The sequence below is a fragment of the Streptomyces sp. NPDC031365 genome, assembly GCF_055569765.1.
In genome coordinates, this window is sequence record NZ_JBVIIM010000013.1 from 16,269 (window position 1) to 33,038 (window position 16,770).

Below are 16,770 nucleotides of genomic sequence, written 5' to 3' on the forward strand. Positions count from 1 at the left end.
TCCCCGTCGCGGCCCACGGCACGTCCACGGCGGTCCGCTCGCATCCGCGTTGTTCCGCGGCCCGTCTGCTGCCTTGTCTCCTGGGCGACGGCGGAAGCGGTCGGCCGGCCGGAGGAGCGGCCTCGGGACGGGACCGACTCCGTGCTCCGGGCGGCGCGGGCCGGCGCGCGGAACTCCTCGGGAAGGCGCCGGACAGCTCCCGCGGCCCGGGCACGTTCATGAGCAGATCGGTGAGCAGCGTCGGCCGGCCCGGGTTCGACGACGTTGCGGGTCCGGGGGTTGTCACTCCACCCCGATGAGGAGCAGGGCGCCCTGTCTGCCGCCGTGGTAGATCACCGTGTCGACGGCGAGGTAACCCTCGCGGACCCGGGACTCCAGACGGGCGGCGACGGCCTCGGGGACGTCGTCGCCCAGGACCAGGGTGACCAGTTCCCCGCCGGCTGCGAGCATGCGGTCGAGAACGGCTTCGGCCGTGGCCGTGAGGTCCTGTCCGATGACGGCGACATCGCCGTCGACCAGCCCGAGGACGTCCCCGGCCTGGCAGATGCCCGCCATGGTCCAGGACTGGCGCTCGGCGACGGTGACCTCGGCGTAGCGGGTAGCGCCCGCCGCCGATGTCATCGAGACCACGTCCTCGTCGAAGCGGCGCTCCGGCTCGTGCACGGCGAGCGCCGCGATGCCCTGGACCGCGGAGCGGGTCGGGATGAGGGCCACGCGGATCCCCTCGGCCCGGACCTGCTCCGCAGCCGCGGCGGCGGTGTGACGCAGGTCCGCGTCGTTGGGCAGCAGTACGACCTCCCGCGCGTGCGCACGCCGTACGGCCTGGACGAGCTCGCCACTCGCGGGCGGCTCCCCCGGGCGGGCGAGCACGGTGGTCGCGCCCGCCTCGGTGTACAGCCCCGCCAGGCCCTCACCGGGCACCACGGCCACGACGGCCCGCTGAGCGCGTGCGCCCTGTGCCCGTTCGGCCCCTGTCGTGTGCACATCCCCGGCGCCGAAGTGGGTGATCCGGATCCGGTACGGCCGCCCGGCCTCGACGCCGGCCTCCACGGCGGCGCCGGCGTCGTCGACGTGCACATGGACGTTCCACAGCCCGTCCCCGCCGACCACGACGAGCGAGTCGCCCAGCCCGTCGAGCCGCTCCCGCAGCCGCGCGACGGCCGTGTCCCCGGCCTCCAGCAGGTAGATCACCTCGAAGGCGGGCCCGCCGGGCGCCGGTCCGACAGCGCCGTCCGCGCACGTGGCCGGGTCCGGTGAGGTGCCGTCACGAGCCTCCACGCGCGCGTGGAGGTCGGGTGACGTCCGGCCGGTGAACGTCTCCACCAGCGCCGCGAGCACCGCCACCAAGCCCCTGCCGCCGGCGTCCACCACCCCCGCGCGCCGGAGGACGGCCAGTTGGTCGGGTGTCGCGGCGAGCGCCGCACGGGCGCCCTCGTGGGCGGCCCGGGCCACCGCTCCGCAGTCGCCCTCCGCCGCTCCGGCGGCGTCGGCGGCAGCCGAGGCGACCGTGAGAACCGTGCCCTCGACGGGGTGTGCCACCGCCTGACGCGCGGCGTCGGCCGCCTGCCGCAGGGCGCGGCACAGTCCCTGGCCGTCGGCACGGCCCGGGGCCTGTTCACCGGCCAGTACCTGGGCCATCCCCCGCAGCAGTTGCGCCAGGATCGTCCCGGAGTTCCCGCGGGCACCGATCAGCGCCCCGTGCGCCATCGCGCGTACCGCGTCCGCCAGGGTCGGGCCCGGTCCCCGGTCCCCGCCGGCCTCGTGGCCCTCGAACACCGCCTCCACCGCGGCGGCCGCCGATTCGACGGTCAGGTAGAGATTCGTACCGGTGTCGCCGTCCGCCACGGGATAGACGTTGATCGCGTCGATCTCCTCCCGGGCCCGGCCCAGCGCATCGAGCGCGAGACCGCACCAGGCACGCACCGCGAGAGCATCGAAGAATGTCTGCGGCACCTGCGCCACCTGCGCCTCCCAGAGCTCCCGGCCGTGGCACGCAGCGTAGACCGTGGGGCTCTGCCCACCGGAGGAGGGCCGCAGGCAGGCCCCTGAGCTGCCGTGGTAGTTTCGTTCTACGGGTGCAGCCGTTGTATGCTGCTCCGGTTGCCCGATCCGATCGGGCCTCTCCCCCTGGCAACGCCACTCGGATTCCACAGGGCTCCTGGAGCCCCCGGATTCTGATCCCGGCATGCCGGGATCAACCGTAAGTGCATCTGAAGTCTTTGGAGTGACCCGTGGCTGCCAACTGCGACGTCTGCGGCAAGGGGCCGGGCTTCGGCAACAACATCTCGCACTCGCACCGCCGTACGTCCCGCCGCTGGAACCCGAACATCCAGCGTGTACGTACCGTGGTCGGTGGGACGCCGAAGCGCGTGAACGCCTGCACCTCGTGCATCAAGGCCGGCAAGGTCTCGCGCTGACGCTTCCGCTGAGCGCGCGGCCATAACCGGTTTCGCCGCAACGGCCGGTCCACCCCTGGGTGGGCCGGCTTCTTGCTGTGTTCGGGCGTTGTGCCGGTCGTTGTCCGGCGTTCGTCGGCCCGCGGAGCCCCGCGATGCCGCGCGGGCGAAGTGACCGGCGTCGTGCGCGGGGCCGTGGTGGGGTGCGCAGCCCCGCGCTTGCGGGGTGCCGTCGCGCCCACCCGTGCCGTCACGCCACACGCGGGCGGGTGGGAGCAGCGGCAGACGGGGGAAACGCGGCGAGTGGCAGGCCCGCGGCTAGCGCCGCAGGTTCCAGGCGTGGTTCACCGGGCCTATGCCCGCGCCCAGGGCGAAGCCTGAGGCGATTGCCCCGGTGACGTACTTCTTCGCTGTCGCCACCGCCTCCGGGACCGTGTGGCCTTTCGCCAGTTCCGACGCGATCGCCGACGCGAGCGTGCAACCCGTGCCGTGGGTGTGCCGGTTGTCGTGTCGGGGCGCCCGAAGCCAGTGCTCCCGTGTGCCGTCGGTCAGGAGGTCGACGGCCTGGTCCGACTCCGCCGTGAGGTGACCGCCCTTGATCACCACCCAGCGCGGCCCGAACTCCAGCACCGCCCGGGCCGCCCGGCGCAGATCACCTTCCCCTGCGACCCGTATGCCCGTGAGCTGCGCCACCTCGTCCAGGTTCGGGGTGGCCACGGTCGCCACCGGCAGCAGCCTGGTCCGTACGGAGTCCAGCGCGGAGTCCGCCAGCAGCGGGTCCCCGTGCTTGGAGACCCCCACCGGGTCGACCACCGCCGGCGCGTCGGTGCCGGCGATCAAGTCGGCCACCGCTTCGACGAGTTCGGCGGAGGACAGCATGCCGGTCTTGACCGCCTGTACTCCGATGTCGTCGACGACACTGCGGTACTGGGCGCGCACCGCCTCCACCGGCAGCTCCCAGGCGCCCTGCACGCCCAGGGAGTTCTGCGCGGTGACCGCGGTGAGCACGCTCATGCCGTGCACGCCGAGCGCGAGCATCGTCTTCAGATCGGCCTGGATGCCCGCGCCGCCCCCGGAGTCGGAGCCGGCCACGGTGAGGACTCCGGGCGGCGCGCTCATGACTCGATGTCCGCGAAGTGGTCCCAGCCGCCCTGGCTCGTCCAGGGCGCTCCGTCGACCGTCACCTGGGGCAGCGCGGAGGGGTTGAGCACCTCGCCGATCACCTTCCAGCGGGCGGGCAGCTTCACGTCCGGCGGGAAGGTGGCCACGATCGCGTGGTCCTCTCCCCCGGTCAGCACCCACTGCATCGGGTCGACGCCGACGGCCTGGCCGATGTCGTTCATCTGCGAGGGGATGTCTATGGTCCCGGAGCGGATGTCGATGCGCACCTTGCTGGCCTCGGCGATGTGCCCGAGGTCGGCGATCAGCCCGTCGCTCACGTCGCACATCGCGGTGGCGCCCAGACCGGCGGCTGCCGGTCCCGCGTGGTACGGCGGCTCGGGACGCCGATGGGCCTCCACGAACGCGCGCGGTGAGCGGAACCCCCGCGAGAGCACCGCGTGGCCGGCCGCGGACCAGCCCAGCCAGCCGGTCACCGCGACGAGGTCGCCGGGCTGTGCTCCGCCCCGGGTGACGGGCTCCTGGTTGCGCAGATCGCCGAGCGCGGTGATCGACACCATGATCGTGTCGCCGCGTACGACATCACCGCCGACGACCGCGGCGCCGGCCACCTGACACTCGTCACGCAGGCCGTCCATCAGCTCGCTGGGCCAGGTCACCGGCAGCTCCGCCGGCACGACGAGGCCGAGCAGCAGCGCGGTCGGCACGGCGCCCATGGCGGCGATGTCGGCCAGGTTCTGCGCGGCGGCCTTGCGGCCGACGTCGTAGGCGGTGGACCAGTCGCGGCGGAAGTGCCGGCCCTCCAGCAGGATGTCGGTGCTGGCCACGACCCTGCGGTCGGGCGCGGAGACCACCGCGGCGTCGTCGCCGGGGCCGACCCGGACCGCCGGGGTGGTGGTGAGACGGGAGGTGAGCTCCCTGATGAGCCCGAACTCACCGAGCTCACCAACAGTGCCCTTCATTGCCCTCATGCCCCTTCTGTCCCTGTCCGTGCCCGGTCGCGAGTGATGGGAGTCCTCGCTACGGTCGATATGACCGTCAACTTCTCTCGTCTCTGTACCCCGGCGCGCAAGGCCCGGTTCCCGGGGGTCTCCCCGCGAAGAGCGGCGACGCGATACCGTGGCGTTCCTTTTCCCCACATGATCCTCGTGGCCGCCCTGGAGGTTCCGTGGTACAGGCGTACATCCTGATCCAGACCGAGGTCGGCAAAGCGTCGACCGTCGCCGAGCTGATCGGCAAGATCCCTGGAGTCATCCAGGCCGAGGACGTGACCGGACCGTATGACGTGATCGTGCGTGCCCAGGCCGACACCGTCGACGACCTGGGCCGCATGGTGGTTGCCAAAGTGCAGCAAGTCGACGGCATCACCCGTACTCTGACCTGCCCGGTCGTCCATCTGTAGCCCCCGTCTCCCCTGCGCCGGTGAACTCCTTCCGTCACCGGCACGCCTTCACTCCGCACTGCGCGGTGCTGATCACCGCCGCGGGCCGCTCCTCAGCAGACGACAGCACGTCCGCGGCGGTTCCCGGCCCGGACGCGAAGGTCACCCAGCTGTGCCAGAACCTGGACAAGGCCCTGCCGGCGGAGGTGGGCGGTGAGAGTCGCGACGACCCGAGACCCGCGTCCGAACGAACCGCGGGCCGGGGCGGCGTGGCGATCATACTGCGGCGCGGTGTCCAACGGCCCCCGGAGACGGCCGGTCCTCATGTGGCCAACGGCGGCGACGCGGACGCGGTGCCGGACGGAGCCGGCGGCGCGGACCGGCTCACGGAGAACCGGGACGGCGACGCCTACCGCTTCCCCACGGCCGATCGCGCGGTGTACGTCGCGGTCGCGGAGACCCACGCGCGGGACAGCACGATCGTGCCGACCGGTCCCGTGCCGACCGCGCGGATGGCGGTCCCGGGGGATCACCCTCCGCGGCGTGCGCGCACCGTTCAGCGCAGTCCGGTCGACCGGCGCAGTGCCGCCTGCACCAGCCGGTCCACCAGTTCCGGGTAACCGACCCCGGTGGCCTGCCACATCTGCGGGTACATCGAGATGGGGGTGAAACCGGGCATGGTGTTGATCTCGTTGATCACGAACTCGCCGTCGTCGGTGAGGAAGAAGTCCGCGCGGACCAGCCCCTCGCAGGACGCCGCGTCGAACGCCTCCACCGCGAGCCGGCGCACCTCGGCCGTCTCCTCGCCGGTCAGCGGCGCGGGCACGACACCGGGCGTGGAGTCGATGTACTTGGCCTCGAAGTCGTAGTACGCGTGCGCCTCGGGCGGTGGGATCTCGGCCGGCAGGGAGGCGCGCGGACCGTCCTCGAACTCCAGCACGCCGCACTCGATCTCGCGACCGCGCAGCGCCGCCTCCACCAGGATCTTCGGGTCGTGGCGCCGGGCCTCGGTGATCGCCTCGTCCAGGCCGGAGAGGTCGTCGACCTTGGTGATGCCGATCGACGAACCCGCGCGGGCGGGCTTCACGAACAGCGGCCAGCCGTGATCCCCGGCGAAGCCGATGATCCTCTTGCGGGCGGCGGACTCGTCCTGCTCCCACTCGCGCGGCCGGATCACCAGGTACGGGCCGACCTTGAGCCCGAAGGAGGTGAACACCCGCTTCATGTACTCCTTGTCCTGGCCGACGGCGGAGGCGAGCACACCCGAGCCGACATAGGGGATGCCGGAGAGCTCCAGGAGGCCCTGGAGGGTGCCGTCCTCGCCGTAGGGGCCGTGCAGCACCGGGAAGACCACGTCGACCTCGCCCAGCACCTTGGGCACCGCACCCGGCTCGCTGTAGACGACCTCGCGGTCGGCGGGGTCGACGGGGAGCACCACACCGCCCTCCGTGGACTCGGCGAGCTCGTCCACGCTGGGCGTACGGCGGCCGGTGATCGCCATGCGTTCCGGCTCGTCGGCGGTGAGCGCCCAGCGGCCGCCGGGGGTGATACCGATCGGCAGGACGTCGTACTTGGTCCGGTCGATCGCCTTGAGGACGGCGCCGGCGGTGACCACGGAGATCCCGTGTTCGGAGCTGCGCCCGCCGAACACGACGGCCACACGCGGCTTGCGGGACGGCTGCTCGGGGCTCTGGGGGAGGTTCTCGGTGCTCATATCGCGATGAGAGTACCTGTTGGCAGAGCCGTGAGTCAGCGCCCGCAACGCCGCACGTGGGCCGAACGCAGGGGACCCTCCCTCAGCGTCGTTCGGGTTTGGCGCTGCGCGACATGAGCTCCTTGACGGCGACCACGGGAGGTTTGCCCTCGTGCACAATGCCGACGACCGTCTCGGTGAGCGGCATGTCGACGCCGTGCCGGCGCGCCAGATCCAGCACCGACTCACAGGACTTGACGCCCTCGGCGGTCTGCTTGGTGACCGCGATGGTCTCCTGCAGCGTCAGCCCCTTGCCGAGGTTGGTGCCGAAGGTGTGGTTGCGGGACAGCGGCGAGGAGCAGGTGGCCACCAGGTCGCCCAGGCCCGCGAGTCCGGAGAAGGTCAGCGGGTCGGCGCCGAGCGCGACGCCGAGCCGGGTGGTCTCGGCGAGGCCGCGGGTGATGAGGGAGCCCTTGGTGTTGTCGCCGAGTCCCATGCCGTCCGCGATGCCGACGGCCAGCCCGATCACGTTCTTCACCGCGCCGCCCAGTTCGCAGCCGATGACGTCGGTGTTGGTGTACGGCCGGAAGTACGGGGTGTGGCAGGCGGTCTGGAGTCGTTGGGCGACCGCTTCGTCGGTGCAGGCGACCACGGAGGCGGCCGGCATGCGGGCGGCGATCTCCCGGGCCAGGTTGGGGCCGGTGACCACGGCGATGCGGTCGGCGCCGACCTTGGCGACGTCGTCGATCACCTCGCTCATCCGCATCGCGGAGCCGAGCTCGACGCCCTTCATCAGGGACACCAGGACCGTGCCCGGCGCGAGCAGCGGAGTCCATTCGGCGAGGTTGCCGCGCAGTGTCTGCGAGGGGACGGCGAGGACGGTGAAGTCGGCGTCGTGCGCCGCCTCGGCGGCGTCCGCGGTGGCCCGCAGGTTCTCCGGGAGTTCGACCCCGGGCAGGTAGTCGGGGTTGGTGCGGGTGGAGTTGACCGATTCGGCGAGTTCGGGGCGCCGTCCCCACAGCACGACGTCGCAGCCCGCGTCGGCGAGGACCATGCCGAAGGCCGTCCCCCACGATCCGGTGCCGAAGACGGCCGCCTTGACCGGCTTGCTCACGTGCCCAGCCCTTCTTCCCGCGCGGTGGGCGCGACGCCCCGCGTCCGGTCCTGCCGCGTCTGCTTACGTGTCTTGCGGCGCTGCTCGATCCGCTCCCGGCGCGGGTCGTAGGGCGTCTCGGGGGCCTTCTCACCGCGGATCAGCTCGAGCTGGCGGGTGACGGCCGCCATGATGGCCTCGGTCGCCTCCTTGAGCAGTTCCGGAGTCATCTCCCGGTCGTAGAAGCGGTCGAGGTCCACCGGCGGTCCGGCCAGCACCCGGCTGGTCTTGCGCGGCAGGGGCCTGGGCTTCTTCGCGTACGGAGGCAGCAGCTCATTGGCGCCCCACTGGGCGACCGGGATCACGGGGCACTTGGTCTGCAGCGCGACGCGCGCGGCCCCGGTCTTGCCGGTCATGGGCCAGCCGTCCGGGTCGCGGGTGAGGGTGCCCTCGGGGTAGAAAGCGACGCATTCGCCGCGCTCCACGGCGTCGATCGCGGCGCGGAACGCGCTGAGCGCGTCCGAGCTCTCCCGGTAGACGGGGATCTGACCGGTGCCGCGCATCGCGGCACCGACGAAACCCTTGTTGAAAAGCCCACTCTTCGCCAGGAATCGCGGGACGCGTCCGGTGTTGTACTGAAAGTGCCCGTAAGCGAAGGGATCGATGTGCGAATTGTGGTTCACCGCGGTGATGAATCCGCCCTCGGCCGGAATGTTCTCCATTCCGCGCCAGTCCCGCTTGAGCAGAACCACCAGCGGCGGTTTGGAGATCACCGCGGCGAAGCGGTACCAGAAGCCGATTCTGCGGCGCGGCACAAGTACACCTTCCTCTTCCGAATGACAGGCCCAGGGCCCGGACCCGGAGGCCAGACGGGCCGCACAAGTGTCGCCCCGGGCCGCCGGTCTGTCGAGAACACCGTACGCCCGCCCGTCTCCCATCACCGCCCTCGCGAGGAGCTTCGCGCCCTGCCCCCTGCCCTCTTGCCTCCCGGTGCTCCGGGTGAGAATGGCCGCGACAAGAGAGGGACGTAACACTCGTGCAGTGGACCTTGGTGGTACCCCTGAAGCCGCTGGCCCAGGCCAAGAGCAGGCTCTCGGACACCGCGGACGACGGCCTGCGCCCGGGCCTCGCGCTCGCCTTCGCCCAGGACACGGTGGTGGCCGCGCTGGAATGCCCTGCGGTGCGGGACGTGGTGGTCGTCACGAACGACGCCCTGGCCTCCCGCGAGCTCGCGGCACTCGGCGCCGGCATCGTCCCCGACCAGCCGCAGGGCGGCCTGAACGCGGCGCTCACGTATGCCGCGGCGGCGGTGGGCTCCTCCCGGCGCGCGGCACCCGTCGCGGCTCTCAACGCCGACCTGCCGGCCCTCCGACCGCCGGAACTGGCCCGCGTTCTCGATTCGGCCGCCGAATTCCCGCGCGCTTTTCTCGCCGATTCCGCCGCTCTCGGCACGACTTTGCTGGCCGCGAGGCAGGGCCGGGAATTGCGTCCGCTCTTCGGCCCCGGGTCGCGGGTCCGGCACCGGGCGTCCGGGGCGGTGGAGCTGCGCCTGGACGCGGTGGATTCCGTGCGGCAGGACGTGGACACGGGCGACGACCTGCGGGCGGCGCTGGCGCTGGGGGTGGGCCCCCGCACGGCCGCGGTCGCCGCGCGGCTGCTGATGGCGGAGCAGTAGGCTGCCGCCATGCAGGCCACCGCGTACACCTACGAGCCCGACAGCCGCAGCGGTCAGGTGCTCCTGGACGACGGCACCCCGGTGCCCTTCGACGCCCCGGCGTTCGACGCGGGGGGTCTGCGGCTGCTGCGTCCCGGGCAGCGGGTGCGGATCGAGACGGAGGGCGAGGGCGAGGCCCGGCGGATCACGCTGGTGACGCTCCAGACCTTCTGACCGTCCCGGCCACCGGCGCCCCTCCCCAACACACCGCGGGCCGGACTCCTTCAGGAGTCCGGCCCGGCGCGTGAGAAACGCCTGCCCAAGGGGCGACGCCCGCTACTTCTTGCGGGTGGTGGTCTTCTTGGCGGTGGTCTTGCGGGCGGTCGACTTCTTGGCGGGGGCCTTCGTCGCCGTCGCCTTCTTCGCGGGGGCCTTCTTGGCAGTCGTCTTCTTCGCGGCGGTGGTCTTCGCGGTCGCCGTGGTCTTGGCGGGCGCCTTCTTCGCCGCGCTCTTCGCGGCCGTCTTGGTGGCGGCCTTCTTCGCCGTGGTCTTCTTCGCGGCCGCCTTCTTCGCGGTGGCGGCCTTCTTGGCCGAGGTCTTCTTCGCCGCGGCCTTCTTCACCGTCGCCGAAGCGGCGCCGGTGAGGCTGCCCTTGGGCGCCTTCTTCACCGCGACCTCGCCGCCGCGCGGCAGCTTCTTCGAACCACTCACCAGGTCCTTGAATCCCTGGCCTGCACGGAAGCGCGGAACGGAGGTCTTCTTGACCCGAACCCGCTCGCCCGTCTGGGGGTTACGGGCGTAGCGGGCCGGACGGTCGACCTTCTCGAACGAACCGAAGCCGGTGACCGAGACCCGCTCCCCCGCGACGACCGCGCGGACGATGGCGTCCAGTACGTGGTCGACAGCCTCGGCGGCCTGCTGGCGACCGCCCACCTTGTCGGCAATCGCTTCTACGAGCTGCGCCTTGTTCACGTCTTCCCCTTCGGAGACATCGCCAGAACGAATGTGTTCAAGCTTTTTCGCACGTTAGGCAGATATATACCGCAAATCAAACACGAAACGGGCTAATCACCCTTGTGCCGCAACGAACTCGACTGTCTCGACTGGTTCAGCGTTCCTCTTCGGGGAATCGACCCGCGTCGAGGTCTGTGATGAACCGCTCCAGACGCCTTGCCGCACCGGCGAGATCGTGCTTGGCCGCGGCCGTAATGACCAGCAGCTTCCGGGTCAGCGCCATCCGTACGCCCTCCGGGACTTGCAGTGCGCGCACCCTTGCATGCGCTTCTTTGAGCTGGACCGCGACCGCCGCATAGAGCTCGAGTTGGCCGTCGCGTTCCATGCACAGATTGTGCCATCTGGGGCGAGTTGTCGCCTGCCCAGGGGGCAACTGCCGCCTGGGACGGCCGTCCGCGCACCCGCCCGGATCACGCGCACGTGACACGTGTACCCCGGCAACCACCTTCATAACGTGGCAAGTTGGGGACCCACAAGGCGGCACGCAGGGCCGAACGGGTGCAGACACGGCCGTACCCCCGATCGGGCCGATCGGGGGTACGGGAGGGTCGAGGCGGTGGCCGAAAGTCGACCTCGTGCGAGGACTTCGGCCGGGGTGCGGGTCAGGCCGTGAGCGTCCTCGGCTTGAACGACGGGCGCTTCGCCTCGTACGCGGAGATGTCCGCCTCGTTCCGCAGCGTGATGGAGATGTCGTCGAGGCCGTTCAGCAGCCGCCAGCGGGAGTTCTCGTCGAGCTCGAAGGAAGCGGTGACGCCCTCGGCGCGCACCTCGCGGGCCTCGAGGTCGACGGTGATCTCGGCGGTGGGGTCCGCTTCGGTAAGCTCCCACAGCGCGTCGACGGTCTTCTGGTCGAGGACCACTGTCAGCAGCCCATTCTTCAGCGAGTTGCCGCGGAAGATGTCGGCGAAGCGGGAGGAGATCACGGTCTTGAAGCCGTAGTTCTGCAGCGCCCAGACGGCGTGCTCGCGGGAGGAGCCGGTGCCGAAGTCGGGGCCGGCCACCAGCACCGAGGCGCCCTCGCGCTCGGGGCGGTTGAGTACGAAATCCGGGTCCTTGCGCCAGGCCTCGAAGAGCCCGTCCTCGAAACCGTCCCGCGTCACCTTCTTGAGCCAGTGGGCGGGGATGATCTGGTCGGTGTCGACGTTGCCGCGGCGCAGCGGGACGGCCCGGCCGGTGTGGGTGGTGAAAGCTTCCATGACTGATCAGACTCCAGCGGGCGTACGGGCGTCGGCGGCGGCGAGGTCGGCCGGGGAGGCCAGGTGGCCGAGGACCGCGGTGGCGGCGGCGACCTGCGGGGACACCAGGTGGGTACGGCCGCCCTTGCCCTGCCGGCCCTCGAAGTTGCGGTTGGAGGTGGAGGCGGAGCGCTCACCGGGGGCGAGCTGGTCGGGGTTCATGCCCAGGCACATCGAGCAGCCCGCGTGCCGCCATTCGGCGCCGGCCTCCTTGAAAACCACGTCCAGGCCCTCGGAGACGGCCTGCAGCCCCACCCGCGCGGAGCCGGGAACGACCAGCATCCGCACACCCTCGGCGACCTTGCGGCCGTGGATGATGTCCGCGGCGGCGCGCAGGTCCTCGATGCGGCCGTTGGTGCAGGAACCTACGAAGACGGTGTCCACGTCGATGGAGCGCAGCTCCTGGCCGGCCTCCAACCCCATGTACTCCAGGGCCTTTTCGGCGGCGAGCCGCTCCGAGGCGTCTTCGTACGAAGCCGGGTCGGGGACGGACGCCGAGAGCGGGGCGCCCTGGCCCGGGTTGGTGCCCCAGGTGACGAACGGCGACAGTTCGGCGGCCTCGATGACGACCTCGGCGTCGAACTCGGCGTCCTCGTCGGACTTGAGCGTCTTCCAGTAGGCGACGGCCGCGTCCCAGTCCTCGCCCTTCGGGGCGTGCGGACGGCCCTCGAGGTAGGCGAAGGTCGTCTCGTCCGGGGCGATCATGCCCGCGCGGGCGCCTGCCTCGATCGACATGTTGCAGATGGTCATCCGGGCCTCCATCGAGAGCTTCTCGATGGCCTCACCGCGGTACTCCAGGACATAGCCCTGGCCGCCGCCCGTACCGATCCTCGCGATGATCGCCAGGATCAGGTCCTTGGCGGTGACACCGTCGGGCAGTGCGCCGTTGACCGTGATCGCCATGGTCCTGGGGCGGGCCATCGGCAGCGTCTGGGTGGCCAGGACGTGCTCCACCTGGGAGGTACCGATGCCGAACGCCAGCCCGCCGAAGGCGCCGTGCGTGGAGGTGTGCGAGTCACCGCAGACGACGGTCATGCCGGGCTGGGTGAGACCGAGCTGCGGACCGACGACGTGGACCACACCCTGCTCGACATCGCCCAGCGAATGCAGCCGGACACCGAACTCGGCGCAGTTCTTCCGCAGGGTCTCCAGCTGGACCCGGGAGACCGGGTCGGCGATCGGCTTGTCGATGTCGAGGGTCGGGGTGTTGTGGTCCTCGGTGGCGATGGTGAGGTCGAGACGGCGCACCGGGCGGCCGTTCTTGCGGAGGCCGTCGAAGGCCTGGGGGCTGGTCACCTCGTGCAGCAGGTGCAGATCGATGAAGAGGAGGTCGGGCTCGCCCTCGGCGCGCCGGACGACGTGGTCGTCCCAGACCTTCTCCGCGAGTGTCCTACCCATCGCTTTCCCTCCGGCCGGCAAGTGGTGCGCCGGCCCAACTAGATCTGTGGGGAGGCGGCGCCCGCACCCCTCGTCCCGGGCGTCCGCCGCCAGGCCCGGTGGTCCACGGGCCTCGTTGCTTCCGTGCTTCAAGAGTGGCGGGTTCCACGGAAAATTGAACTTGCGTTTCACAGAGTGAGACGCGAGTATCGTTTCATGGACAACAGTAGCGGCGTCGGCGTTCTGGACAAGGCGGCCCTCGTCCTGAGCGCTCTGGAGTCCGGTCCGGCCACCCTCGCGGGGTTGGTCGGGGCCACCGGACTGGCACGACCCACGGCCCACCGCCTGGCCGTGGCGCTGGAGCACCACCGCATGGTGGCGCGCGACATGCAGGGCCGGTTCATTCTCGGCCCGCGCCTGGCCGAACTGGCCGCGGCGGCGGGCGAGGACCGGCTGCTCGCCACGGCGGGCCCGGTACTCACCCACCTCCGGGACGTGACGGGCGAGAGCGCCCAGCTCTACCGCCGCCAGGGCGACATGCGCATCTGCGTCGCCGCGGCGGAACGGCTGTCGGGTCTGAGGGACACGGTTCCGGTGGGCTCCACGCTCACGATGAAGGCCGGTTCCTCGGCGCAGATCCTGATGGCCTGGGAGGAGCCCGAGCGGCTGCACCGCGGGTTGCAGGGCGCCCGTTTCACGGCGACGGCCCTGTCGGGCGTACGGCGCCGCGGCTGGGCCCAGTCGATCGGCGAGCGCGAGCCGGGCGTCGCGTCCGTCTCGGCACCGGTGCGCGGCCCCTCGAACCGCGTGGTGGCCGCCGTCTCGGTCTCCGGCCCCATCGAGCGGCTGAGCCGCCACCCGGGCCGGATGCACGCACAGGCCATCATCGACGCCGCCGGCCGCCTCTCCGAGGCGCTGCGCCGCTCCTGACCACCGTCCCGTCCCTCCCCGTGGGACCGGGCCCGCCTCAACGCCGCGGCGGGCCCCTCCCCCGGCCTCACGTGCCGTCGGCCGTCGCCGACGGCGCCGCCTTTTCCGGCCGGTACGCGAACCTGTCCTTCGCGCGCCGGCCGCGCCGCTCCAGCGGAGTCCGCCCGTGCGCGGCCGCGAGTCCGAACGCGGGCATGTCGGCGTAGATCGACTCGTAGGACCCCTGCGGCACCACGTACGTCTCGTGCCACAGCCCGACGTGCCCGCGCACCTTCCCCGCCCGCTCCTTGCGGTTGATGAAGGCCCACGCGGTGTGGTGGAACGTGTCGGAGGCGTGCGCGTAGGCGTACAGCTTCTCCTTGGACTCCCAGTACTGGACGACGTAGTACGTCCGCGGTGAGGCGGTGAGCAGTACGTGTCCGAGGAGTCCGCGCTCCGGCTGCTTGCCCAGTTCCCGCAGCATGCGCGGCATGGAGATCAGGACCGGCAGCCAGTGGTGCACCGCCCAGAAGCGGTTGATCCGCATGCCGATCAGCAGGACGACGACGTCTCCCTCGGCCGCCGCGGTCGTGCGCTCGGCGACTGCGAACCTGCGCGACATCACACTTTCCCCCGATCCGTAGGGTGGGCGAGCGGTGTTCCGGACGGAACGCTTGGATAGTCTCGCTATCCCAGGAGGGGCGCAAGACATGCGGCTGGCGGAGTTGAGCGAACGCAGCGGTGTGTCCACCGCGACGATCAAGTACTACCTGCGGGAAGGCCTGTTGCGCGCCGGCCGCCGGGTCAACGCGACCACGGCCGAGTACGACGAGGACCATCTGCGCCGGCTGCGCCTGGTGCGCGCCCTGATCCAGGTGGGCGGCGTCCCGGTGGCGACGGCACGCGAGGTCCTGGGGCACGTGGACGACGACTCGCTGGGCCGCACCATCCGGCTGGGCGCGGCGCTGTGGGCGCTGCCGCAGGATCCCGAGCCGGACGAGGACGATCCCGCCGTCGTGGCCGCCCGCGCGGAGGTGGACCGGCTGCTGGAGTCGCTGGGCTGGGAGACCGCGCGGGAGCTCGCTCCGCTCTCGCCCGTGCACCGCTCACTGGTGGTGGCGGTGACCACGCTGCGCCGGCTCGGCTTCGTGTGGGACGCCGAACTGATGGCTCCCTACGGGGAGCTGATGCACCAGGTGGCCCGCAGGCAGCTCGACTTCATGGAGTCGCACGCCTCACCGACGGAGCAGGTGGAGCTGGCGGTGGCCTCCGCGGTGCTCTTCGAGCCGGTGCTACGGGCGCTGTACCGGCTGGCGCAGGAGGAGGAGTCGGCGCGGCGGTACGGCATCGAGTGATCGTGACAACACGAAGGCCCTCCACCGAAGTGGAAGGCCTTCGCGCTCTGTACCCCCGACCGGATTCGAACCGGCGCTACCGCCTTGAGAGGGCGGCGTGCTAGGCCGCTACACAACGGGGGCTCGGATCATGCGTTTCCGCAGATCCTGCTGGTCTACCTGGACTCGAACCAAGACTAACTGAACCAGAATCAGTCGTGCTGCCAATTACACCATAGACCAATGATGGTTTAGACCAGTCAGTACCCCCGACCGGATTCGAACCGGCGCTACCGCCTTGAGAGGGCGGCGTGCTAGGCCGCTACACAACGGGGGCCCTAGCGATCCTGCATCGTGAGCAGTGGGAGCTACCCTGGCTGCCCTCGCGGGAAGGATCTGTACCCCCGACCGGATTCGAACCGGCGCTACCGCCTTGAGAGGGCGGCGTGCTAGGCCGCTACACAACGGGGGCTTGCGGATGTGATCCGCGGGCGCAGATGAGCTCTGCGAGCTGGCCTACCTGGACTCGAACCAAGACTAACTGAACCAGAATCAGTCGTGCTGCCAATTACACCATAGGCCACTGGAACGCAAGCCCCTGAAGGCTTCTTGTTCTAGTTCGACGCTTTGGGGCTCCGGCCTTCCGGCCCGCTCCCCGCGGCGCAGGAAGAACATTACCCGAAGGTCGACGGGGCTCCAAAACGAGTATCGGCGCGCAGCAGCGAGGGCAGTTCGGCGAGCGAGGCGATACGGCGCGGCCCCACGGGCGGCTCGACGGTGGCGTACGCGCCCCCGCGGTCGATCCAGACCGACAGCAGACCGGCGTCGGCGGCGCCCCGGCCGTCGATCTCCGGGTGGTCCCCGACGTACGCCACCTGGTCCGGGGACAGCGCCAGGGCGTCGCAGGCGGCGAGGAAGGCGCCGGCCTCGGGCTTGGAGACGCCCAGCTCGGCGGCGCACAGAATGGCCTCGAAGCGGTCGTGCACGCCGAGGAGGCGCAGTTTGCGGTCCTGGACGTGGAGGCTGGAGTTGGAGAGCACCGCGTGGCGGTGGCTGGCGGCGAGGGCGTCGAGCACGGGCAGCACGTCAGGGAAGAGGCTCCACGCGGACTCGTAGTGCGTGACGTACCGCCGGAACCAGTCGTCCGCCTCCGCGTCGGTCATCTCACGTCCCAGGAAGACCCGGGTGCGGTCGCGCCGTTGTGTCTCGAAGTCCACCTCCCCGGCGGCGAACCGCGCCCACTGCTGTTCGGTGACCTCCCGCCAGCACGTCAGCGCCTCCTCCACGGAGGGATACCCCGCGAGCAGCCCTTCGGCGACCAGATGGGCGCGCATGCCCTCGCGGTCGGCGGTGGTGTAGTCGAAAAGTGTGTCGTCCACGTCCCAGACGACGGCTCGGATCGCCATGCCACCGACGGTACCGCCGGATCGGCCGGAGGCCGGTACCCGAAGACGGCGCGGGGGGGGGGGGGGGGGGGGGGGGGGGGGGGGGGGGGGGGGGGGGGGGGGGGGGGTTGCGGTCGGGGCTGGTGGCCTGTAGGTGGCGGGACGGGTGAGGGCGGGCTC

The 16,770-nt window shown here is 71.2% G+C and carries 19 protein-coding genes and 5 tRNA genes; 7 read left to right on the forward strand and 17 right to left on the reverse strand.

The window, feature by feature from the left end; genetic code table 11:
* Positions 1-282: 282 nt before the first annotated feature.
* Positions 283-1,962: a DAK2 domain-containing protein gene (locus tag ACZ5C2_RS20175; RefSeq protein WP_468792814.1), complete on the reverse strand. Its 1,680-nt coding sequence runs from the start codon at positions 1,960-1,962 to the stop codon at positions 283-285.
* Positions 1,963-2,231: 269 nt separating this feature from the next.
* On the opposite strand from ACZ5C2_RS20175, the gene rpmB reads away from it, so the two are divergent.
* Complete coding sequence (gene rpmB, locus ACZ5C2_RS20180) at positions 2,232-2,417, forward strand: 50S ribosomal protein L28 (RefSeq protein WP_003993230.1); 186 nt, start codon at positions 2,232-2,234, stop codon at positions 2,415-2,417.
* A gap of 297 nt (positions 2,418-2,714) precedes the next feature.
* Here the strand turns inward: rpmB and thiD are convergent, their stop codons facing one another.
* On the reverse strand, positions 2,715-3,515 hold the full coding sequence (gene thiD, locus ACZ5C2_RS20185) for a bifunctional hydroxymethylpyrimidine kinase/phosphomethylpyrimidine kinase (protein ID WP_468792816.1): 801 nt from the start codon (positions 3,513-3,515) through the stop codon (positions 2,715-2,717).
* The gene (locus ACZ5C2_RS20190; RefSeq protein WP_468792818.1) at positions 3,512-4,477 is read right to left on the reverse strand and encodes a thiamine-phosphate kinase; all 966 of its coding nucleotides are present in this window, start codon (positions 4,475-4,477) and stop codon (positions 3,512-3,514) included. Before ACZ5C2_RS20190 ends, thiD begins: the two co-directional genes overlap by 4 nt.
* A gap of 206 nt (positions 4,478-4,683) precedes the next feature.
* On the opposite strand from ACZ5C2_RS20190, the gene ACZ5C2_RS20195 reads away from it, so the two are divergent.
* Both ACZ5C2_RS20195 and ACZ5C2_RS20200 read left to right on the forward strand, forming a co-directional pair.
* Entirely contained in the window at positions 4,684-4,917 is a 234-nt protein-coding gene (locus ACZ5C2_RS20195) for an Lrp/AsnC family transcriptional regulator (protein WP_037933238.1), read from the forward strand.
* Between the two features lie 20 nt (positions 4,918-4,937).
* On the forward strand, positions 4,938-5,516 hold the full coding sequence (locus ACZ5C2_RS20200) for a DUF3515 family protein (protein WP_468792820.1): 579 nt from the start codon (positions 4,938-4,940) through the stop codon (positions 5,514-5,516).
* Here the strand turns inward: ACZ5C2_RS20200 and ACZ5C2_RS20205 are convergent.
* The 3 genes from ACZ5C2_RS20205 to ACZ5C2_RS20215 all read right to left on the reverse strand — a co-directional run bounded on the left by ACZ5C2_RS20205 (position 5,453) and on the right by ACZ5C2_RS20215 (position 8,497).
* Positions 5,453-6,610 carry a D-alanine--D-alanine ligase family protein gene (locus tag ACZ5C2_RS20205; RefSeq protein ID WP_468792822.1) on the reverse strand — a complete coding sequence of 386 codons (1,158 nt, stop codon included), beginning with the start codon at positions 6,608-6,610 and terminating at the stop codon, positions 5,453-5,455. The two genes, ACZ5C2_RS20200 and ACZ5C2_RS20205, sit on opposite strands and share 64 nt — an antisense overlap.
* Before the next feature lie 82 nt (positions 6,611-6,692).
* A complete protein-coding gene (locus tag ACZ5C2_RS20210) occupies positions 6,693-7,703 on the reverse strand; it encodes an NAD(P)H-dependent glycerol-3-phosphate dehydrogenase (protein WP_468792825.1) in 1,011 nt (336 codons plus the stop codon).
* On the reverse strand, positions 7,700-8,497 hold the full coding sequence (locus ACZ5C2_RS20215; protein ID WP_468792827.1) for a lysophospholipid acyltransferase family protein: 798 nt from the start codon (positions 8,495-8,497) through the stop codon (positions 7,700-7,702). Before ACZ5C2_RS20215 ends, ACZ5C2_RS20210 begins: the two co-directional genes overlap by 4 nt.
* A 221-nt stretch (positions 8,498-8,718) precedes the next feature.
* Between ACZ5C2_RS20215 and cofC the strand changes: the two genes are divergently transcribed.
* Positions 8,719-9,357, forward strand: a complete 639-nt coding sequence (cofC, locus tag ACZ5C2_RS20220; protein ID WP_468792830.1) for a 2-phospho-L-lactate guanylyltransferase — start codon at positions 8,719-8,721, stop codon at positions 9,355-9,357.
* A gap of 9 nt (positions 9,358-9,366) precedes the next feature.
* Positions 9,367-9,570: a hypothetical protein gene (locus ACZ5C2_RS20225; RefSeq protein ID WP_468792833.1), complete on the forward strand. Its 204-nt coding sequence runs from the start codon at positions 9,367-9,369 to the stop codon at positions 9,568-9,570.
* A gap of 102 nt (positions 9,571-9,672) precedes the next feature.
* Here the strand turns inward: ACZ5C2_RS20225 and ACZ5C2_RS20230 are convergent, their stop codons facing one another.
* The 4 genes from ACZ5C2_RS20230 to leuC form a co-directional block, all read right to left on the reverse strand.
* On the reverse strand, positions 9,673-10,308 hold the full coding sequence (locus tag ACZ5C2_RS20230) for an HU family DNA-binding protein (protein ID WP_468792835.1): 636 nt from the start codon (positions 10,306-10,308) through the stop codon (positions 9,673-9,675).
* Positions 10,309-10,444: 136 nt separating this feature from the next.
* Positions 10,445-10,675, reverse strand: coding sequence for an SCO5555 family protein (locus ACZ5C2_RS20235; protein WP_468792837.1), 231 nt, complete (start codon positions 10,673-10,675; stop codon positions 10,445-10,447).
* A 277-nt stretch (positions 10,676-10,952) separates the two neighbouring features.
* Entirely contained in the window at positions 10,953-11,546 is a 594-nt protein-coding gene (gene leuD, locus ACZ5C2_RS20240) for a 3-isopropylmalate dehydratase small subunit (RefSeq protein ID WP_468792840.1), read from the reverse strand.
* A gap of 6 nt (positions 11,547-11,552) precedes the next feature.
* Positions 11,553-12,983: a 3-isopropylmalate dehydratase large subunit gene (leuC, locus tag ACZ5C2_RS20245; RefSeq protein ID WP_468792842.1), complete on the reverse strand. Its 1,431-nt coding sequence runs from the start codon at positions 12,981-12,983 to the stop codon at positions 11,553-11,555.
* Positions 12,984-13,178: 195 nt separating this feature from the next.
* On the opposite strand from leuC, the gene ndgR reads away from it, so the two are divergent.
* Positions 13,179-13,892, forward strand: a complete 714-nt coding sequence (ndgR, locus tag ACZ5C2_RS20250) for an IclR family transcriptional regulator NdgR (protein WP_103543216.1) — start codon at positions 13,179-13,181, stop codon at positions 13,890-13,892.
* A gap of 67 nt (positions 13,893-13,959) precedes the next feature.
* Here ndgR and ACZ5C2_RS20255 read toward each other — a convergent pair whose 3' ends face one another.
* Positions 13,960-14,493, reverse strand: a complete 534-nt coding sequence (locus ACZ5C2_RS20255; RefSeq protein ID WP_468792846.1) for a DUF4188 domain-containing protein — start codon at positions 14,491-14,493, stop codon at positions 13,960-13,962.
* 88 nt (positions 14,494-14,581) lie between these two features.
* On the opposite strand from ACZ5C2_RS20255, the gene ACZ5C2_RS20260 reads away from it, so the two are divergent.
* Positions 14,582-15,226, forward strand: a complete 645-nt coding sequence (locus tag ACZ5C2_RS20260) for a MerR family transcriptional regulator (protein ID WP_468792849.1) — start codon at positions 14,582-14,584, stop codon at positions 15,224-15,226.
* A 50-nt stretch (positions 15,227-15,276) separates the two neighbouring features.
* Here ACZ5C2_RS20260 and ACZ5C2_RS20265 read toward each other — a convergent pair.
* The 6 genes from ACZ5C2_RS20265 to ACZ5C2_RS20290 form a co-directional block, all read right to left on the reverse strand.
* Positions 15,277-15,349: transfer RNA gene (locus tag ACZ5C2_RS20265), tRNA-Glu, on the reverse strand.
* A 27-nt stretch (positions 15,350-15,376) separates the two neighbouring features.
* Positions 15,377-15,448 (reverse strand) — tRNA-Gln (locus tag ACZ5C2_RS20270).
* Between the two features lie 21 nt (positions 15,449-15,469).
* A tRNA-Glu gene (locus tag ACZ5C2_RS20275) sits at positions 15,470-15,542 on the reverse strand.
* A 62-nt stretch (positions 15,543-15,604) separates the two neighbouring features.
* Positions 15,605-15,677: transfer RNA gene (locus ACZ5C2_RS20280), tRNA-Glu, on the reverse strand.
* A 39-nt stretch (positions 15,678-15,716) separates the two neighbouring features.
* Positions 15,717-15,788 (reverse strand) — tRNA-Gln (locus ACZ5C2_RS20285).
* A 91-nt stretch (positions 15,789-15,879) separates the two neighbouring features.
* Entirely contained in the window at positions 15,880-16,611 is a 732-nt protein-coding gene (locus tag ACZ5C2_RS20290; protein ID WP_468792851.1) for an HAD family hydrolase, read from the reverse strand.
* Positions 16,612-16,770: the final 159 nt, after the last annotated feature.